The organism is Salipiger bermudensis, assembly GCF_019801965.1.
GTDB classification, from domain to species: Bacteria; Pseudomonadota; Alphaproteobacteria; order Rhodobacterales; family Rhodobacteraceae; genus Salipiger; species Salipiger bermudensis_A.
Genome location: NZ_JAHVIA010000005.1, coordinates 15455 through 31659, shown reverse-complemented (window position 1 = coordinate 31659; position 16205 = coordinate 15455). Strand labels below are relative to the sequence as shown.

Sequence of the window (16205 nt, the reverse complement as noted above, 5' to 3'; positions counted from 1 at the left end):
CGGCCGGAGCTGACCATGCCCGAGCCCGAGGCGGCGCTGCTGCGCGAGGCCTATGGCCGGGCCGAGGTGATCCTCGAATACGGCACCGGCGGCTCGACCGTGGTGGCCTCCGAGCTGCCGGGGCGGACCGTCTTCGCGGTGGAGAGCGACCGGGACTGGGCGCAGATGATGCGGGGCTGGTTCTCGGAGAACCCGCCGGTCGAGGGCACCGAGGTCGATGTCATCTGGTCGGATATCGGTGCCACCAAGGAGTGGGGCCATCCGGTCGACGAGTCCGAGTGGCGGCGCTGGATGCGCTACCCGCTCGAGGTCTGGGAACTGCCCGAGTTCCGCCAGCCTGACGTGGTGCTGGTTGACGGGCGGTTCCGCGAGGGCTGCGCGCTGGCCGCCGCCTTCCTGGCCGAGAAACCTCTGACGCTGCTCTTCGACGACTACGCGCAGCGCAAGCATTACCACAAGGTCGAGGAGTTCCTCGGCCACCCCGAAATGACCGGCCGCATGGCCCGGTTCGAGATCACCCCGCAGCCGTTCCCTGTGAAGCGCCTGCTGCGGATCATGCAATTGACGATGCGGCCCTGAGGCCGGAAAGAGGAAGATCGGCCCGCGGCCGACAGGAGAAAAACATGCTGGAAATCAAAAACCTGCAAGTGAAACTTGAAGAAGAGGACAAGCAGATCCTCAAAGGCGTCGACCTCACCGTCGAGGCCGGCAAGGTGCACGCCATCATGGGCCCGAACGGCTCGGGCAAGTCGACCCTGTCCTACGTGCTCTCGGGCAAGGACGGCTACGAGGTCACCGGCGGCTCGGCCGAGCTGCTCGGCGAGGATCTGCTCGACATGGAAGCCGAAGAGCGCGCCGCGGCGGGCCTCTTCCTGGCGTTCCAGTACCCGGTGGAGATCCCCGGCGTCGGCAACATGACCTTCCTGCGCACCGCGGTGAACAGCCAGCGCAAGGCGCGCGGCGAGGAAGAGATGAGCTCGACCGAGTTCCTTAAGGTCGTTCGCGAGAAGGCCAAGAGCCTCAAGATCGACGCCGAGATGCTGAAGCGCCCGGTCAACGTGGGCTTCTCCGGCGGTGAGAAGAAGCGCAACGAGATCCTGCAGATGGCGATGCTCGAGCCCAAGCTCTGCATCCTCGACGAGACCGACTCCGGCCTCGACGTCGACGCGATGAAGCTGGTCTCCGACGGCGTCAACGCGCTGCGCAGCGAGGGCCGTGGCTTCCTCGTCATCACCCACTACCAGCGCCTGCTCGACCACATCAAACCGGACGTGGTCCACATCATGTATGACGGCCGCATCATCAAGACCGGCGGCCCCGAACTGGCCCTCGAGGTCGAGACCCAAGGCTATGCCCACCTGATCGAAGAGGAGGCGTAAATGGCTCTTCCGCAACCGAAACAGGACGCGACCGAAGCCCGCATCGCGGCGCTTTCGCTGCCCGAGGGCGGCTGGTCGGCGCCGGCACGCAAGGACGCGCTGGCCCGTCTGCGCGCCATGGGGCTGCCCCACGCGCGCGACGAGTACTGGAAATACACCCGCCCCGAGACGCTGGTCAGCGCCGAGGCGCCCAAGGCGTCGGTGTTCGACAGCGGCGAGGCGCCGATCTTCGGTGAGCGCGACCGCCTGAAGATCGTCTTCGTCGATGGCGTGTTCGATGCCGAGGCATCGGACGAGCTGGCGCTCGAGGGTGTCGAGATCGCCCGCCTCGCGGAGGCGACGGATATCCACTGGGCCAAGGATCTCTACGGCACGCTGGAAACCAACGGCCAGACCCCGGTCGAGCGTCCGCTGGCGGCGCTCAACACCGCCTTCGCCAGCGACGGCATCCTGATGCGCGTCACCGGCAAGGTCGCCAAGCCGATCAACCTGATCTATCATCACAAGTCGGAGAGTTCCGACGCGATCCTGCACCACGTGGTCAAGGTCGAGGAGGGCGGCGACGTCACCATCCTCGAGAACGGCCCGGCGGCGGCACGGTTCAACAAGGTGATGGAAGTGGACGTGGCCGACAATGCCGGCTTCCACCACGTGCGCACGCAGGGCCGCGATCACGAGCGCCGCGCGGCGACCCACATTTTCGGCCGCCTTGGCACCGAGAGCACGTTCAAGACCTTCACCTTGACGGTCAACGGCGTGATGACGCGCAACGAGTGCGTGCTCGAGCTCAACGGCGATGACGCGGTGGCCCACGTGGCCGGCGCTTGCATGGGCGATGGCGATTTCCACCACGACGACACGGTGTTCATCACCCATGACGCGGTGAATTGCGAAAGCCGGCAGGTCTTCAAGAAGGTGCTGCGCAACGGTGCCACCGGCGTGTTCCAGGGCAAGATCCTCGTCAAGCCCGACGCCCAGAAGACCGACGGCTACCAGATCTCGCAGTCGCTGCTGCTCGACGATGACAGCCAGTTCCTCGCCAAGCCGGAGCTCGAGATCTACGCCGATGACGTGGCCTGCTCGCACGGCTCGACCTCGGGCGCGATCGACGAGGACGGCCTGTTCTACCTGCGCGCCCGCGGCCTGCCGCGCGGCATCGCCGAAGACCTGCTGACCATCGCCTTCATCGCGGAAGCGGTGCAGGAGATCGAGGACGAGGGTCTGCAGGAAGAGATCGTCGAGCGCGTCGAAGCCTGGCTGCTGCGGCGCCGCGGCTGATGTCGCTCTCGCGCGAAATCCTGGCCACCTACCGGGGGCCGGGAAAGGTTGTCGCGCGGCTCCTCTCGCAGGGGCCGCGCGAAGACCGTGCGCTGATGCTCGTCATGGCGGCCTGCGCGCTGTTCTTCATCGCGCAGATGCCGGCCCTGTCGCGGCAGGCGCATCTGGAAGACACCGAGCTCAACCCGCTGCTGGGCGGGGCGCTGCTGGCGTGGCTCGTGCTTGCGCCGCTCCTCTTCTACCTCATTGCCTTCCTCAGCCACCTCGTTGCCAAGCTCTTCGGCGGCAAGGGCAGCGCGTATGGCGCGCGGCTGGCGCTGTTCTGGGCGCTTCTGGCGGCAACGCCGCTGGTGCTGCTCAACGGGCTGGTGGCCGGGCTGATGGGGCCGGGGCTGCAGCTCACCATCGTCGGGCTGGTCTGGTTCGCGGTGTTCCTCTGGTTCTGGCTCTCGGGCCTCGCTGCCGCGCAGAAGGCTGAGACCGCATGACGCCGGCCGGTGTTCTCCGTCTGGCCTGGCAGACCGTCACCGCTCCGCGCGACGTGGCGCAGCTCTTGATCGCGACACGGCTCAGCCACGAGGCCATCCTGACCGCGATGGCGCTGGTGGTGGCGCTGAACGCTCTGGTGATGGGCGTTCTGCAGCTCGGCATGGGCGCGGGCGCGCTGCCCTTCGTGATGAGCCCGGTGCTCTTCGGCGCGCTGCTCGCAGCGATGCTGATGGTGTCGGTGATGGTGCTTACCGGGGTCGGGCGGCTCATGGGCGGCACCGGTCGGGCCGAGGATCTTGCCGTGCTGCTGGCCTGGCTGCAGGCGGTGCGGGTTCTGTGGCAGGTGATCGTCGCGCTGGCGGCGCTGCTGGCGCCGGCGCTGGCCTCGATCCTCGCGGTGCTCGGCTTCCTCGCTGGCATCTACATAATCCTGAATTTCCTCGACGTGGCTCATGGCTTCAACAACCTGCTGCGGGCACTCGCCGTGCTCGTCATCGGCGGGCTTGTGCTTGTCATGGCGATGAGCCTGCTCGTATCCCTGATGGGCATAAGCCCCAACGCGATGGCGATCTGATGTATGACGTGACCGAAATCCGCAAAGACTTCCCGATCCTCTCCCGGGAGGTGAACGGCAAGCCGCTGGTCTATCTCGACAACGGCGCCTCGGCGCAGAAGCCGCAGGTGGTGATCGACGCGGTGACGCGCGGCTATGCCGAGGAATACGCCAACGTCCACCGCGGCCTGCATTACCTGTCGAACCTCGCCACCGAGAAATACGAGGGCACACGCGGCATCATCGCCCGCTTCCTCGGCGCGAAGGACGAGGAGGAGGTGGTCTTCACCTCCGGCACCACCGAGGGCATCAACCTCGTGGCCTATTCGTGGGCCATGCCGCGCTTCGAGCCGGGCGACGAGATCGTCCTGTCGGTGATGGAGCACCACGCCAATATCGTGCCCTGGCATTTCCTGCGCGAGCGGCAGGGCGTGGTGATCAAGTGGGTCGATGTCGACGAGACCGGCGCGCTCGATCCGCAGAAGGTCATCGACGCCATCGGGCCGAAGACCAAGCTCGTCGCGATCACCCAACTGTCGAACGTGTTGGGCACCGTGGTCGACGTCAAGACGATCTGTGCGGCGGCCCGCGAACGCGGCGTGCCGGTGCTGGTCGATGGCTCGCAGGGCGCGGTGCACATGCCGGTGAATGTCGAGGAGATCGGCTGCGATTTCTACGCCATCACCGGCCACAAGCTCTATGGCCCCTCGGGCTCGGGCGCGATCTGGATCCGCAAGGAGCGGATGGCCGAGATGCGGCCCTTCCTCGGCGGCGGCGACATGATCCGCGAGGTCCACAAGGAGTGCGTCACCTATGCCGATCCGCCGATGAAGTTCGAGGCCGGCACGCCGGGCATCGTTCAGCAGATCGGCCTCGGCGTGGCGCTCGAATACATGATGCAGCTCGGCATGGAGAACGTGGCCGCCCACGAGGCGCGCATCGCGGCCTATGCCCAGCAGCGGCTCGCCGGGCTGAACTGGCTGCAGGTGCAGGGCCATGCGCCCGGCAAGGCGGCGATCTTCTCCTTCACCCTCGACGGTGCGGCCCATGCGCATGACATCTCGACCATTCTCGACAAGAAGGGCGTCGCGGTGCGCGCGGGCCACCATTGCGCCGGTCCGCTGATGGATCACCTGGGCGTCTCGGCCACCTGCCGCGCCTCCTTCGCGCTTTACAATACCGAGGCCGAGGTCGACACGCTGATCGACGCGCTGGAGCTGGCGCACGAGCTCTTTGCCTGAGACGTGACGTTTGTCGCCCGAAACCGACATCCCGCGTCGGTTTCGGGCAATCGGTCTGGACAGGCCGCGCGCCCCTGATAGCCTCTCCCCGATCACACCGACACGGGAGAGACTGCATGGGGCCGGTCACGGAAGCCGACGAGATTTCGCGCATTGCCTTCGGGTTCATGGGATCGCAGGCGCTGTTCACGGCGCTTGACCACGGGGTCTTCACCGTGCTGGCCGAGGGGGCGCTCGATGCCGAGGCGCTGGCGGCGCGCACCGGGCTGCACCGCGACCGCGCCGAGACGCTGCTCACCGCGCTGGCGGGGCTCGGGCTGTTGACCGTCTCCGAGGGGCGCTTTGCCAATGCGCCCGCCGCCGAGGCCTTCCTGGTGAAGGGCGCGAAATACGATTTCGGCGATTACCTGCGCCTGCAGGTCGGCAAGCAGATGTACGGGCTCATGGGCCAGCTGGGCGACGCGGTTTCGGGGACGCTGGGCGAGGGGGCCACGGCGTCCTACGAGCAGTGGTTTTCCGATCCCGAGCAGGCGCGGCTTTATTCCGAGAGCCAGCACGCGGGCTCGCTCGGCCCGGCGCGACAGCTCGCCAAGCGCATTGATCTCTCGCAGGCGCGGCACCTGCTCGACGTGGGCGGCGGCACCGGCGCCTTCGCCATCACGCTGTGCAAGGCGTTTCCCGAGCTCTCGGTCACCATCGTTGATTTCCCCAATGTCGCGGCGCTCGGCCGGCGCCACGTGGAGGGGGCGGGGCTCTCGGACCGGATCGCTTACGTCGAGGGCAACGCGCTCGAGACCGACTGGCCCGGCGGGCAGGACGCGGTGCTGATGTCCTACCTGTTCTCAGGTGTGCCGGGGGCGGCGCATGAGGGTCTGCTGCGCGGCGCCTTTGAGCGGCTGGTGCCGGGTGGGCGCATCCTGATCCATGATTTCGTCGTCCATGCGGACCGCAGCGGCCCGCCTTTGGCGGCGCTCTGGCAGCTCCAGCACACGGCATTTACCCCCGAGGCGCGCTCGATCGATGCCGAGGGGCTGGCGGCGGATCTGCGGGGGGCCGGCTTCGCGGAGGTGACGGTCTCGGAGATGATCCCCCAGATGACGATGCTGGCCGAAGCGCGCCGCCCGGCGTGAGCGCAGGAAAGCGGCGCGGCGCGAGAATTCCCGATTGCGGGCCGCTTTGCTTTGCACTATCACCCCGGCGCAGGCACCCGTAGCTCAGCTGGATAGAGCGCTGCCCTCCGAAGGCAGAGGCCATAGGTTCGAATCCTATCGGGTGCGCCATTTTCCTTCACGCGACCCCTTCATAGAGGTCCTTTCCGGCGCAACTGCGGTGCAGCCTCTCCGGTGCGCGAAATGCTTCCTGACATCTCGCTTGAAGAGCTCCGCTGGCCCGGGCTCCAACCCGTCCGGTCGCGGCGCGTCTTTCGGGGGCCGCAAGCCGTGATGACAGACTCACCCTGGAGCGCCATACCGCCGTCCCCACGCCGTTGACCGCCGTGGCGCGAGCGGAATTGATCCCGGTCCGCCTTAAGCCGTTGTGTCTGTCGCCCTCAGCGCCGATGCTCCGCGCATGGCTTCCGAGACGGACTTCTCCCACGCCCTGCTGACCGGCGCCGCGCGGCGGCACATCCGGGTGTTTCAGATACACCAGTTTCTCGATCGTTTCGCGATGGGGCTGACGGTCGCCGTCGTCGCTCTGGCGCTGACCGATCGCGGCATGGACCTGTTTCAGATCTCGCTTCTCTTCGGGATCTACTCCGTCACGACGATGACGATGGAGCTGCCCTTCGGAGGACTGGCCGACACGATCGGGCGCAAGCCGGTGTTCCTGGCGGCGGTGGTCGCCAGCCTGATCTCGCTTGCGCTCTTCCTGTCGACCCGCGATTTCCATGTGCTGGAGCTGTCGTTTGCCTTCATCGGACTTGGCCGCGCGCTGCGATCCGGCACGCTCGATGCCTGGTTCGTGGAGACCTTCAGGGCGGCTGCGCCAAACGTGGATGTCCAGCCAGCGCTCGCACGGGCGCAATGGGCCAATGCGATGGGGCTGGCGGTCGGCGCGGTTCTGGGAGGCGCGCTTCCCGATCTCTTCGGTGCGGTGGCGGAGCGCCATGGCGCCAGTGTCTACGATGTCTCCTACGTGGCGAGCTTCGGGGTGATGCTCGGCGTGCTCGTCTACACCCTGCTGATCATCGCGGAGCCGCCACGGCCACTTGATCCCGGGGCCCTCAGGCAGGGGTTCGCCACGGTGCCGCAGGTCATCAGGGACGCGGGCCGCCTTGCGTTGCGGCATCCGGCGCTGTCGGTGCTGCTCACGGCCCTGGCATTCTTTCTCATGGCGACCAACCCGGTCGAGGTGATCTGGCCGACTTATGCAAAGCCGATGCTGGATGAGGGCCACGCAAACACTGTCATCGGGGTCCTAACCGCGACCTACTTCTTCTCGATCGCGCTCGGCGCCTGGCTGTCTCCGCGCGTCAGCCGACTCTTCAGGCGGCGGCACGCCGTGACCCTCGCGGCAGCGTTCGCCTGCCTGGCGGGCATTCAGGTTGCCCTGGCGCTGCAGGAGGGGATCGCCGGCTTCGTGCTGGTCTTCATCGCCTATTCCATCGTCCTCGGCGTGTCCGAGACCCCGGCCAGCAGCGTGCTGCACAGATGCGTGGAAGACCGCCAGCGATCCACGATGCTGTCTCTGAGATCGCTGATACAGCAGCTCGGGGCCGCACTGGGCTTGGTCCTGGCGGGCGCCATCGCCGATCTCTACTCGACACAAGTGGCCTGGCTCGTCGGCGCCGTGTGTCTCGTCATCGCCGTGGTCCTGACCGCGATCCTCGCCAGACGGCTCGGGGCGGAGGCCGCGTAGCAGGCGCGCCCGTGGAGCGCCGCCATCGCGGCTGGAAAGTCGCCCTTTAAGCTCCGGGTCCTTCGGCACGGGATCCATGTCGTCGGGCCGAGGGGCTCTCCGAAGCGTGGCAGGCTGGGACGGGCGGCGCGATCTGGTCCAACTTTTGAGCATTGCGACGGGCAACGCACCGCGGAGCGCGGCCCGGCATCCAAAGGCCCGCGTTCCACCCAATTCTCGCCTTACAGCGGTGGGATGCCGTCAAGAGACATGACGTGAAAGCCGACTCTCCCTTGGCCAGCTCAACAGATTTCGAGATCATCTCCCTCGGTGTCCTGCCCCGGATCGACACCACCGAGGGCAACGACACCGCCGAGAACGCCGATGCGCTTCTCGGGACGCACGGCTCTGTCGATGATCCGCTGTTCGACCAGGTGCAGACGCTCACCGCGCTCGACACCTCCACCGGCGACGCGGGCGCCTATGACAGCGACAACAGCGGCGGCGATGACCAGTTCTCTGTCGATGGCGGCCCGGCGCGGACCTTCGACAGCGTTGCGGTCTACAACGCCACGCTTGTCTATGCCGACGGCACGACCGCGACCATCACCGCAACGGTATTCCAGGACAGCGACGGCAACACCTACCTCGCGCCGGAGGAGACCGCCAATGCCGATCAGGACGCGCTGACCGCCAAGCCCATCCTGATGCTGACGCTCGACTCCGTCGCGTCCGCGACCGGCGACATGGCTGCCACCCGCGAGCAGGCCGATTTCGGCACCGCGGTGGACGGCACTTCGGGCGATGACAGCATCGCGCTCGGCTACACCGATGCCGATGGCGACGCGGTGACCACGGGGAGCGACGCCATCGACGGCGGCGACGGCAACGATACGATCTCCGGGGGCGGCGGCGACGATTTCATCGACGGCGGCGCGGGCGACGACTCGCTCACCGGCGGCGCCGAGAACGACATCCTTCTGGGCGGCAGCGGAAACGACACGCTCACCGGCGGCGCGGGAAATGACACCCTGCTGGGCGGCGACGACAATGACAGCCTGATCGGCGGCGACGGGGAAGACAGCCTCGTCGCCGGCGCGGGGCAGGACTCCCTCTACGGCGAGGGCGGCGCCGACTATGTCGAGGGCGGCGCAGGCGATGACAGCGTCACCGGCGGGGATGACGACGACACCCTGACCGGCGGCACCGGCACCGACTCGCTCTGGGGCGATTCCGGTTCCGACACCTTCCTCATCCGCGACACCGACGGCACCGGCTTCATCTATGCCGGCGAGGATGGCGACCCGCTGCCGCCGGACACCGACACGCTCGACTTCGAGGCAAGCGGCGCCGACGGGGCCACCGTCACCTTCGGCGGCTGGGAATACGGCACCTACAGTTTCGGGACGGCCACCGGCCAGTTCTACGAGGTCGAGGCGGTCTCGGGCTCGAAGAACGCCGACAGCATCGATGCGAGCCTCTCGCCGGCCGACATGAGCCTCTCGGGCAACCAAGGCGACGACACCATCCTCGGGGGCTCCGGGGCCGACACGATCTCGGGCGGCACCGGCAATGACAGCCTCGGCGGCGGCGGCGGCGACGACCTGCTGACCGGCGGGGATGGCGACGATGTCTTCACCTACCAGCCCGGCGACGGCGCCGACACCATCACGGATTTCGGCAGCGGCAACACCGGCACGATCCGCGACGGAGACGCCACCAACAACGATCGCATCGAACTGTCATCCTTCTACGACTCGCTGGTCGAGCTGCGCGCCGACTTCGAGGATGACGGGCTGCTCAACCAGTCCAACAGCCTCGAGAACGGTGGCTCCGTCGACTATTCCGACAACGCTCGCTTCGGCGCGGGCGATGCGCTCACCGTCCAGGGGGCCGATAGCAGCGCCTTCACCAACGAGAGCACCGGCGTCGTCTGTTTCGGCGCCGGGACCCGCATCCTGACACCTTCTGGAGAGGTCGCGATCGAGACGCTCCAGCGCGGCGACCTGGTGATGACCGAGGACGCGGGCGCCCAGCCGGTGCTCTGGATCGGCCGGACCCGCCTCGACGCCGCCCGGCTCGCGGCCGCGCCGCGCCTGCGCCCGATCCGCCTGCGCCGGGACCTGACCGGCGCGGCCCGCGATCTGCTGGTGTCTCCGCAGCACGCGATGCTGGTCGACAATCGCCTCGTCCGCGCGACCCACATGGTCAAGGCAGGCTGGTGCGGGGCGCAGGTGGCCAGGGGGCGCAAGGAGATCGAATACATCCACCTTCTGCTGCCGTGTCACCAGCTGATCCGCGCCGAGGGGGTGCTGAGCGAATCCATGTATCCCGGCCCGCAGGCGCTGGCCGGGCTGAGCTTCGCCGCCCGCCGCTCGCTTCACGAGGTGCTGCCGAACCCGGCCTGCTACGGGCCGCCGGTGCGTGAGATCGCCGCTTTCCGCGCGCTCTCGGGCACCCCGGGACGTCTCCGCACGTTGGCAAGTCAAGTGCAGAGGCTGAGCGCGTGATGCTGGTGAATGCGCCACCTGCGGGGGCAGTCTCTTAGGCTCATCCTGACACTTGGCGCTCGGGGGAGCTGACGCGGCTGAGCGCCAGGTCGACGCTCGGATAGCGGGAGCGGGCGGGGCGGCCGTCACAAAAAGCGATGCCGCTGGTCTGATCGTGCCGGCGACGCCGGCGTCTCAAAATGGCATAGTCTTCGCTGCGGGCGCAGTACGCAGACTGAACCCCAGGCTTTCCGTTTTGGCAAACGGCCCTTCAGGCTGCGCTCGCACCTTGCCTCGGCGGCAAGACATCTCATGCCACGGCGCTACAGCCTCGGCGCGCAATCCCTCGGGGGCGCCGGCTGCAGCGCCAGCAGCTCGGCCAGCCCGCAATTGCCGCGCACCAGATCCTCGAGCGTGACGAGATCGAGCTCGTGGTAGAAGGCCTCGAGCGCGCGCTGGATATAGCTGCGCAGGCGGCAGGTGCCGACAAGCGGGCAGCTGTTGGTCTCGGCGTCGAAGCACTCGGCGAAGGGGATCTCGGACTCGAACAGCCGGAACACCGCCCCGATCGACACCTGCGACAGCGCCCGGGCCAGCCGGATGCCACCGGCGCGGCCGCGCTGCGCCTCGAGATAGCCCTCCGCATGCAGGCGCTGCACCACGTGGGCGGCGTGGTTGGTCGAGCAGTTGCACAGTGCCGCGATCTCCGCCGTGCGCAACAGCCGGTCGGGGTTCAGCGCGCAGGCCATCAGGATCCGGGCCGCAAGGTTGGTACGGGTTGTCAGGCGCATGACGTCCTCCTTCGTCACGATCCTTATCTTGTGAACAGGATGCAGAATTTCCTTGAGCCAGATCAAGTACGGCGGCGAGCTTTGGCGCTAAAGCCGCATTCCAAATGCGGATTATCACGATGACAGCCCCCGCCGAGCCCTCCCGTCTCCCCGAGCCGCCCGAGCCCGAGAGGCGCGGCATCCTGCTGGCGCTGCTGCCGGCCCTGACCTGGCCGCTGCAGGCGGCGGTGATCGCCTGGGTTCTGGGCGGGCTGCTGACCGATCCCGCGCAGGTTCCGGCCCTGGGCGCCGCGGCGGCCTTCCTCGCGCTGGCCGCGCTGCGCGCCGGGTGCGAGGCGCTGGCGCAGCGGGTGCTGTCGGAGGCCGCGGATGCCCGCATCGTGGCGCTGCGTGCGGAAATCGTGACGCGCGAGGCCGGCTCGGCCGATGCCGCGCGCCATGGCGGGGCGGGCGCGATGGCGGCGTTGGCGGGGGAGAAGCTCGAAGCCTTGCGGCCCTACCTGACACGCTACCGCCCGGCGCGGCTGCGCGCGATGGTGATGCCGCTGGTGATCCTCGCGCTCGCGCTCTGGCACAGCTGGGCGGTGGCGCTGATCCTGCTGCTCGCGGGACCGCTGATCCCGGTCTTCATGGCGCTGGTCGGCTGGGCGGCGAAGGCCGCGAGCGAGCGCCAGATGGTCGAGATCGGGGCGCTCAGCGACCTGCTGGTCGACCGGCTGGCAGCGCTCTCCGACCTGCGCCTCATCGGTGCCGGGGGGCCGCTGGTGACGGGTTTTGCCGAGGCCTCCGAGCGCCTGCGCGACCGCAGCATCGCGGTGCTGCGCATCGCCTTCCTGTCCTCGACCGTGCTCGAGCTGTTCTCGGCGCTCGGGGTGGCGATGGTGGCGATCTGGGTCGGGTTCACGCTGCTGGGAGAGCTTGGCTGGGGCAGCTGGGGCGCGGAGCTTTCCCCGGCGGCGGGGATCTTCCTGCTGCTGCTGGCGCCGGAGTTCTTCCAGCCGTTGCGCGATCTCGCCGCCGCCTGGCACGACAAGGCCGGGGCCGATGCGGTGCTGGCCGAGGTCGAGGCGTGGCGCGCAGAGCCGCGCGCGGCGCGGCTTGGGCAGGGCGTGGCGCTGCCACCCTCGGGGCCGCTGCCGGTGTTGCGGCTGAGCGGACTCTGCCATCACGGCATCCGTTACCCCGAGCTTGAGATCTCTCCCGGCGACACGGTCGCGATCACCGGGCCGAGCGGGGCGGGGAAATCCACGCTGCTGAGGCTCATCGCGGGGCTGGAGCGCCCCGAAGAGGGCGTGATCACGTTGGGTGCTGCGCCGCTCGACGCGGCCAGCGCCGACGTGTGGCGCGGGCGCATCGGCTGGATGCCACAGGCGCCGCATTTTCTCGCCCGCAGCCTGCGCCACAATATCGGCTTCGGTGCTTCGGTGGCGCCCGAGGCGGCGCATCTTGGCGGCGTGCTCGAGGCGCTGCCGCGGGGGCTCGACACAATGCTGGGCGAGCGCGGCGCCGGGCTCTCGGGCGGCGAGGCACGGCGGGTGACGCTGGCGCGGGCCATGCAAGGTGCGCCGGGGCTGATCCTCGCCGACGAGCCCACCGCCGATCTCGACGCCCAGACCGCCGCCGCGATCACCGAAGCGCTGCTGGCCTTCGCTCGGCGCGGCGGCACGCTCGTTGTCGCGACCCATGATGGCGCGCTCGCGGCACGCCTCTTGCGGCAGGTGAGCCTTGGGCCGGCGGCGGGAGGTGATGCATGAAGAGACTTCTTCAAATCATTGCATTGATTGTGAAATACGAGCGGAAAGCCTTCCTTCTGGGGCTCCTACTGACGGTCACGGTGCTGGCGATGGGTGTCGCGCTGCTGGGGCTGTCGGGCTGGTTCATCACCGCCTCCGCCGCCGCCGGCATGGCCGGGCTCGGGATCCTGTTCAACGTCTTCGCGCCGTCGGCCATGGTCCGTTTCCTTGCCCTCGGGCGCACCGCCGCGCGCTATGGCGAGCGGCTGCTGACCCACGATGCGACCCTGCGCGCGCTCTCCGATCTGCGCATCCGCTTGCTCGAGGGCCTGCTCACCAGGCCGCATCGCGAGCTCGAGAAGCTCCGAGCCAATGCCTTCCTCAACCGCGTCACCGCCGATATCGACGCGCTCGACGGCGCGCTGCTTCGGCTGGTGCTGCCGGCATTCGCGGGCTGGGTCGTGATCACACTCACGGGGGCGCTGCTCTGGTGGCTGGTGCATCCGTCGATCGGGCTGGTCGTGGGGCTGGGATACCTGCTCCTGCCGACGCTGGTGTTCCTGATCGGACAGCGCATCGCGCGCCGGCCCTCGCGGCAGGTCGAGGCGGCGTTGATGGCGAGCCGGACCCGGCTCATCGACCTGATCGCCGGGCGCGATGACCTGACCATGTATGGCCAGCTCCAAGCGGTGGCGGCGCATGTGCAAGGCGCGTTCGAGCGCCATTCCAGGACCACGCGGAAGCTCGACCGGATCCAGCGGCGCACCGGGCTCGGGCTCGACCTTATCGGTGCGGCGCTGACCGCTAGCGCGCTCGGGCTTGGCGCGCGGCTGGTGCAGGCGGGAGAGATCAGCGCGGCGCAGGCGGCGATCGGGGTCTTCGCGGCGCTGGCATTGGCCGAGACCGTGGCTCCGGTGCGCCGCGCGCTGGCCGAAATCGGCGGTATGGTGATGGCGGCACGGCGGGTGTTGCCCTCGGTCGCGGCGGAGGCGCCGGAGGAGCGCAGCGTGCACGTGTCCGAGGGCGCGGTGCTGGAGATGAGCGGCGTCGGCTATCGCCGCGGCGGCTCGGCGGCCGCGCTGTTCGCGCCGGTCAACCTGACCGTCGCGCCGGGCGAGACCGTGGCACTTGCGGGCCCGAGCGGCAGCGGCAAGAGCACGCTGCTGTTGCTGGCCGCCGGGGCGTTGGCGCCTGCTGAGGGGGCGGTGCGCTGGGGCGGCCGTCCGGTCGCGGAGTTGTCGCAAGACAACCGCGCGCACAGCATCGCGCTGGTGCCGCAGCGCCATGCGCTGATCGCGGGGACGGTGGCCGAAAACCTGCGACTCGCCGCGCCAGCGGCTGGCGACGCGACGCTCTGGGAGGCGCTCGAGAGCGTCTGCCTCGCGGAGACCCTCCGCGCCCGTGGCGGGCTCGACCTGCGGCTCGGCTTCCGAGGCGTCGGGCTCTCGGGCGGTGAGGCGCGGCGACTGGTGCTGGCCCGCGCGCTGCTCCGGCGCCCGCAGCTCCTGCTGCTCGACGAGCCGACCGAGGGGCTCGACGATGCCACCGCCCGCGCCGTGATGGCCGGGATCCGCGCCGCGCTGCCGGAGGCGGCGATCCTGATGGCCGCGCATCGCGCGGCCGAGCTCTCCTGTGCCGGAACATGCCTGCAGGTCGCGCCCGAAAAAACCGCTCACCGGCCTGATGCCGCGTCCGTGATGCGGAATTTGATCCGGATCAAATACGGATCGTGAATGCAGAATATAACGGCGGATAATTCGCATCGTGGATGCGGAATAACTGCCAAGGAGTCCAGTTATGGAGATCGGGCTGGTCGAGCTGTCGCGCCTGCAATTCGCGATGACGGCGATGTATCACTTTCTCTTCGTGCCGCTGACGCTGGGTCTGTCGATCCTCGTGGCGATCATGGAAACCGTCTACGTCATGACGAACCGCCCCATCTGGCGGCAGATGACGAAATTCTGGGGCACGCTGTTCGGGATCAACTTCGTTCTCGGCGTTGCCACCGGCATCACCATGGAATTCCAGTTCGGCATGAACTGGTCCTACTACTCCCACTATGTCGGCGACATCTTCGGCGCGCCGCTCGCCATCGAGGGGCTGATGGCCTTCTTCCTCGAGGCGACCTTCGTGGGGCTCTTCTTCTTCGGCTGGGACAAGTTGAGCAAGGTGGCGCACTTGATCGTCGCTTGGCTGGTGGCGCTCGGGTCGAACTTCTCGGCGCTGTGGATCCTGATCGCCAATGGCTGGATGCAGAACCCGGTGGGGGCGGAATTCAACCCCGACACCATGCGCATGGAGATGACCTCGTTCTTCGAGGTGCTGTTCAACGAGGTGGCGCAGGCCAAGTTCGTGCACACGGTCTCGGCGGGCTATGTCACGGCTTCGGTCTTCGTGCTCGGCGTCTCGGCGCTCTACCTGATCCAGGGCCGGCACAAGGATCTCGCCCGCCGCTCGATCGCGGTGGCCTCGTCCTTCGGGCTTGCGGCGGCGCTCTCGGTGGTCGTTTTGGGCGACGAGTCGGGCTACTCGGCCAGCCATACCCAGAAGATGAAGCTCGCGGCCATCGAGGCGATGTGGGAGACCCACGAGGCCCCGGCGCCCTTCACCGCCATCGGCTTTCCCGACCAGGAGGCGCGTGAGACGCATTATGCGCTCGAGATCCCCTGGGTGATGGGGCTGATCGGCACCCGCAGCCTGAATACCGAGATCCCCGGCATCAACGAGCTCGAGGCGCGCTCGGAAGAGATGATCCGCGAGGGGCTCATCGCCTACGACGCGCTGATGACCATCCGCGAGCTGCGCGATGCCACGCCGCCAGAGGTGCGCGCCACCTTCGAGGCGCATTCCGATACGCTGGGCTACGCCATGCTGCTCAAGCGCTATGTCGACGATCCGCGCGACGCCACCGAGGAACAGATCGCTTTGGCGGCGGAAGACACCATTCCCGGCGTTGCGCCGCTGTTCTGGGCCTTCCGCCTGATGGTGGCGCTCGGCTTCAGCTTCATCGCGGTGATGGTGTTCTTCTTCATCCGGGCGTCGTTCTACCGGATGCGCTTTCCGCGCTGGTCGCTCTACGCGGCGGTCGCGATCATCCCGACACCGTGGATCGCCGCCGAGCTGGGCTGGTTCGTGGCCGAGTTCGGACGCCAGCCCTGGACCGTCGACGGCGTGCTGCCCACGGCGCTCAGCGCCTCGTACCTGAGCATCGCCGATCTGCTGATCACGCTGGCGGGCTTCGTCACCTTCTACTCGGTGCTCTTCGTCATCGAGATGGGCCTGATGGTGAAATACATCCGCAAGGGCCCGTTCCAGGACGTGCCCGAGACTGAGGCCTGGCAGGCGCGCCACGAACACCGGTTGCGCACCCATGACGGGCAGGGCCCCTTTGCCACCAACCCCGCGGAGTAAGCG

Annotated in this window: 13 protein-coding genes and 1 tRNA gene; 13 read left to right on the top strand and 1 reads right to left on the bottom strand. The window is 68.2% G+C overall.

The features are described 5' to 3' along the window. Positions 1–15: 15 nt before the first annotated feature. From KUV62_RS12000 to KUV62_RS11955, 10 genes are all read left to right on the top strand, one after another. Positions 16–579: a hypothetical protein gene (locus KUV62_RS12000; protein ID WP_222603954.1), complete on the top strand. Its 564-nt coding sequence runs from the start codon at positions 16–18 to the stop codon at positions 577–579. A 44-nt stretch (positions 580–623) separates the two neighbouring features. Next, complete coding sequence (gene sufC / locus KUV62_RS11995) at positions 624–1379, top strand: Fe-S cluster assembly ATPase SufC (protein WP_222603953.1); 756 nt, start codon at positions 624–626, stop codon at positions 1377–1379. Further along, positions 1380–2657 (top strand): Fe-S cluster assembly protein SufD, encoded by a 1278-nt coding sequence (gene sufD / locus KUV62_RS11990; protein WP_222603952.1) that lies wholly within the window; start codon positions 1380–1382, stop codon positions 2655–2657. After that, complete coding sequence (locus KUV62_RS11985; protein WP_222603951.1) at positions 2657–3145, top strand: YIP1 family protein; 489 nt, start codon at positions 2657–2659, stop codon at positions 3143–3145. The genes sufD and KUV62_RS11985 overlap by 1 nt, the downstream gene beginning before the upstream one ends. Continuing rightward, positions 3142–3720, top strand: coding sequence for a YIP1 family protein (locus KUV62_RS11980; protein ID WP_222603950.1), 579 nt, complete (start codon positions 3142–3144; stop codon positions 3718–3720). The genes KUV62_RS11985 and KUV62_RS11980 overlap by 4 nt, the downstream gene beginning before the upstream one ends. Further along, on the top strand, positions 3720–4940 hold the full coding sequence (locus tag KUV62_RS11975; protein ID WP_222603949.1) for a cysteine desulfurase: 1221 nt from the start codon (positions 3720–3722) through the stop codon (positions 4938–4940). Before KUV62_RS11980 ends, KUV62_RS11975 begins: the two co-directional genes overlap by 1 nt. Positions 4941–5056: 116 nt before the next feature. Next, entirely contained in the window at positions 5057–6070 is a 1014-nt protein-coding gene (locus tag KUV62_RS11970) for a methyltransferase (protein ID WP_222603948.1), read from the top strand. Positions 6071–6143: 73 nt separating this feature from the next. Further along, a tRNA-Arg gene (locus tag KUV62_RS11965) sits at positions 6144–6220 on the top strand. A 289-nt stretch (positions 6221–6509) separates the two neighbouring features. Further along, positions 6510–7799, top strand: a complete 1290-nt coding sequence (locus tag KUV62_RS11960) for an MFS transporter (RefSeq protein ID WP_222603947.1) — start codon at positions 6510–6512, stop codon at positions 7797–7799. Positions 7800–8053: 254 nt separating this feature from the next. Beyond that, positions 8054–10288, top strand: coding sequence for a Hint domain-containing protein (locus KUV62_RS11955; RefSeq protein WP_222603946.1), 2235 nt, complete (start codon positions 8054–8056; stop codon positions 10286–10288). A 302-nt stretch (positions 10289–10590) separates the two neighbouring features. Here the strand turns inward: KUV62_RS11955 and KUV62_RS11950 are convergent, their stop codons facing one another. Further along, positions 10591–11058, bottom strand: coding sequence for an RrF2 family transcriptional regulator (locus KUV62_RS11950; RefSeq protein ID WP_222603945.1), 468 nt, complete (start codon positions 11056–11058; stop codon positions 10591–10593). Positions 11059–11177: 119 nt separating this feature from the next. Between KUV62_RS11950 and KUV62_RS11945 the strand changes: the two genes are divergently transcribed. The 3 genes from KUV62_RS11945 (at position 11178) to KUV62_RS11935 (ending at position 16202) form a co-directional block, all read left to right on the top strand. Further along, complete coding sequence (locus KUV62_RS11945) at positions 11178–12812, top strand: ABC transporter ATP-binding protein/permease (RefSeq protein ID WP_222603944.1); 1635 nt, start codon at positions 11178–11180, stop codon at positions 12810–12812. Beyond that, positions 12809–14524 carry an amino acid ABC transporter ATP-binding/permease protein gene (locus KUV62_RS11940; RefSeq protein WP_222603943.1) on the top strand — a complete coding sequence of 572 codons (1716 nt, stop codon included), beginning with the start codon at positions 12809–12811 and terminating at the stop codon, positions 14522–14524. The genes KUV62_RS11945 and KUV62_RS11940 overlap by 4 nt, the downstream gene beginning before the upstream one ends. A 64-nt stretch (positions 14525–14588) precedes the next feature. Continuing rightward, the gene (locus tag KUV62_RS11935) at positions 14589–16202 is read left to right on the top strand and encodes a cytochrome ubiquinol oxidase subunit I (protein WP_222603942.1); all 1614 of its coding nucleotides are present in this window, start codon (positions 14589–14591) and stop codon (positions 16200–16202) included. The last annotated feature ends 3 nt before the right edge of the window (positions 16203–16205 follow it).

Bases quoted from the DNA above. Each gene is read 5' to 3' on its own strand.
- KUV62_RS12000 (WP_222603954.1), top strand. From the start codon at position 16: ATGCCCGAGCCCGAGGCGGCGCTGCTGCGCGAGGCCTATGGCCGGGCC.
- sufC (WP_222603953.1), top strand. From the start codon at position 624: ATGCTGGAAATCAAAAACCTGCAAGTGAAACTTGAAGAAGAGGACAAG.
- sufD (WP_222603952.1), top strand. From the start codon at position 1,380: ATGGCTCTTCCGCAACCGAAACAGGACGCGACCGAAGCCCGCATCGCG.
- KUV62_RS11985 (WP_222603951.1), top strand. From the start codon at position 2,657: ATGTCGCTCTCGCGCGAAATCCTGGCCACCTACCGGGGGCCGGGAAAG.
- KUV62_RS11980 (WP_222603950.1), top strand. From the start codon at position 3,142: ATGACGCCGGCCGGTGTTCTCCGTCTGGCCTGGCAGACCGTCACCGCT.
- KUV62_RS11975 (WP_222603949.1), top strand. From the start codon at position 3,720: ATGTATGACGTGACCGAAATCCGCAAAGACTTCCCGATCCTCTCCCGG.
- KUV62_RS11970 (WP_222603948.1), top strand. From the start codon at position 5,057: ATGGGGCCGGTCACGGAAGCCGACGAGATTTCGCGCATTGCCTTCGGG.
- KUV62_RS11960 (WP_222603947.1), top strand. From the start codon at position 6,510: ATGGCTTCCGAGACGGACTTCTCCCACGCCCTGCTGACCGGCGCCGCG.
- KUV62_RS11950 (WP_222603945.1), bottom strand. From the start codon at position 11,058: ATGCGCCTGACAACCCGTACCAACCTTGCGGCCCGGATCCTGATGGCC.
- KUV62_RS11945 (WP_222603944.1), top strand. From the start codon at position 11,178: ATGACAGCCCCCGCCGAGCCCTCCCGTCTCCCCGAGCCGCCCGAGCCC.
- KUV62_RS11940 (WP_222603943.1), top strand. From the start codon at position 12,809: ATGAAGAGACTTCTTCAAATCATTGCATTGATTGTGAAATACGAGCGG.
- KUV62_RS11935 (WP_222603942.1), top strand. From the start codon at position 14,589: ATGGAGATCGGGCTGGTCGAGCTGTCGCGCCTGCAATTCGCGATGACG.